This is a genomic window from Plasticicumulans sp. (assembly GCF_035331805.1).
Lineage (GTDB): Bacteria > Pseudomonadota > Gammaproteobacteria > Competibacterales > Competibacteraceae > Plasticicumulans.
The window spans coordinates 1-1,944 of record NZ_DAOLKE010000502.1; the positions used below are offsets into that span (position 1 = coordinate 1).

Below are 1,944 nucleotides of genomic sequence, written 5' to 3' on the forward strand. Positions count from 1 at the left end.
CGGGCACCGGGCGCGAGCCCGAGCTTTTCAGCTCGTGCTGTCGCAGCCGGCGGCCGAAAAGCTCGGGCTCGCGCCCGGTGCCCGGGTCGAGGCCGTGATCGTGCGCACGCGCGCCGGACGCGAGGAGGGTGCGCGCGTGACGCTGACGCTCGCCGGCATCGCCCCGCTCGCGGCCTTCGATCGCGACGGTGCCTTCGTCGCGCTCGATCTGCTCGAAGCCGCCGAGGACTGGCGCGACGGTTTCGGCGTGCCGCGGCTGGAATGGCCCGGCGAGGCGCGACCCGGCAAGGGGCGGGTGTATCCGGGTTTCCGGCTGTACGCGCGCACGCTGGAGGATGTGGCACCGCTGCGCAGTGCGCTGGTGGCCGAGGGGCTGGAGGTGGTCACGCAGGCCGACGCCATCGACAACGTCCGCCGCCTCGCCCGCAACCTCGACCTGCTGTTCGCCGCCATCGCCGCGCTCGGTGGCAGCGGCTACGTGGCGGCGACCGCCGCGGCGAGCCTCGCCACCGTCGAACGCAAGCGCCGCGAACTGTCACTGCTGCGCCTGCTCGGCCTGCCGACCCGCGGCCTGCTGCTGTTCCCGCTCGCGCAGGCCGCCTGCACCGCCGGCTTCGGCCTGCTGCTCGCCTTCGTGCTGTATTTCGGCGCGAGCTTCGGCCTGAACCTGCTGTTCGCGACCGACACCGGCGAACAGCTCTGCCGCCTGCTGCCGCAGCACGCGGCCATCGCCGTCGGCGCAACGCTGACGGCGGTGGCGCTGGCCGCCCTGGTCGGGGGCCTGCGCGCGACGCGCATCGAGCCGTCGGAGGGGTGGCGGGAGGTGTGAGGCCGATCACGGCGGAACACACCGTCTTTTCAGCCCATCCCCCAGGTGGGGAAGGGAATCAGATCCCGTGACGTGCCCAGAAGTCCGCAGGTCTTACGACCGGATACTGGCTCGCCAGCGCCAGCAAGTCCTTGTCGCCGGTGATCAGGTAGTTGGCCTTTGACGCCAGCAGGGTGAGCAGCACGGGTTGATCGGCCGGGTCGCGCAGCGTCGCATCCTGCACGCCCTCCGGTTCGACCACATCGGCGATGAACATGAAGCTGTCTGCCAGATCACGGATTTCGGTCTGCGTCAGGTGAACCCGCGGCAGACGGGGCAGCACCCGGACCAGTTCGTCCAGGATGTACCGGGACAGCACGACCTCCAGGCCGCCTTGACGCCACGCAGCCCCAATGCGTCCCGGTACGCTGCCCGGACAGGCGAGCCCCGACACCAGTACGCTGGTGTCGAGCACGACGCGTAAAGCCGACATCAGCGCTGCTTGCGCTCGGCCGCCACGGCAGCGTCGATCTCGGCCATGCCTTCATCGGCCGGCACCGCGGCATACGCCTCGGCGATGCGTTCGCTGAGCGCATCGAAGCGCTCCCGCATGCGCCGGATGCGGGCGAACAGTTCGGCATCGACGAGTGCGGCAACGGGCTTCCCATCCTTGTTGATGAGGATGCTGTCGTTGCGGTACTGCACCTGATTGAGCATTTCGCCCAGGTTCTGCCGGAAGTTCACGGCGCTGACTTCGGTGATCATCATGCCCCCATGGCCATATTGGTCGATATGGTCATCATCATACGGATTCATTGCTTTATCCAGCCGGGAGGCGGTGGGTTGTCCCGTCTGGTGATGACGGCCGGGTTGCCTGCGTCGCCCCGGCCTGCGCGCTGAATCCTGCCCTGACCGACACCGGCGTGCCTGCGCCGGCCCTGTCCAAAGCTCCGTTTTCGACTCATTTTGGGGCGACGCCGCCCCGAAATGAGTCGGCGTCGACGGTTGAACCGTCGGCGCCGATGGTTCAAGTGTCGTCTCCGGTACTCGGAACCCCCGAACAGGCCATCCGGATGCCGGTGGTGCTGGCTGAAGTGCCGTTTCCGGTGTTCCGGATACCGGCGCCGGGGAGCAAA

General features: G+C 68.7%; 3 protein-coding genes. 1 reads left to right on the forward strand and 2 read right to left on the reverse strand.

The genetic code is table 11. The features are described 5' to 3' along the window. Positions 1 to 34: 34 nt before the first annotated feature. Positions 35 to 829, forward strand: coding sequence for an FtsX-like permease family protein (locus PKE44_RS18840; RefSeq protein WP_324554293.1), 795 nt, complete (start codon positions 35 to 37; stop codon positions 827 to 829). A 58-nt stretch (positions 830 to 887) separates the two neighbouring features. Here the strand turns inward: PKE44_RS18840 and PKE44_RS18845 are convergent, their stop codons facing one another. Together PKE44_RS18845 and PKE44_RS18850 are read right to left on the reverse strand one after the other, a co-directional pair. After that, positions 888 to 1,301 (reverse strand): putative toxin-antitoxin system toxin component, PIN family, encoded by a 414-nt coding sequence (locus PKE44_RS18845; RefSeq protein WP_324554295.1) that lies wholly within the window; start codon positions 1,299 to 1,301, stop codon positions 888 to 890. Further along, on the reverse strand, positions 1,301 to 1,573 hold the full coding sequence (locus PKE44_RS18850; RefSeq protein ID WP_324554297.1) for a type II toxin-antitoxin system prevent-host-death family antitoxin: 273 nt from the start codon (positions 1,571 to 1,573) through the stop codon (positions 1,301 to 1,303). Before PKE44_RS18850 ends, PKE44_RS18845 begins: the two co-directional genes overlap by 1 nt. Positions 1,574 to 1,944 lie beyond the last annotated feature (371 nt).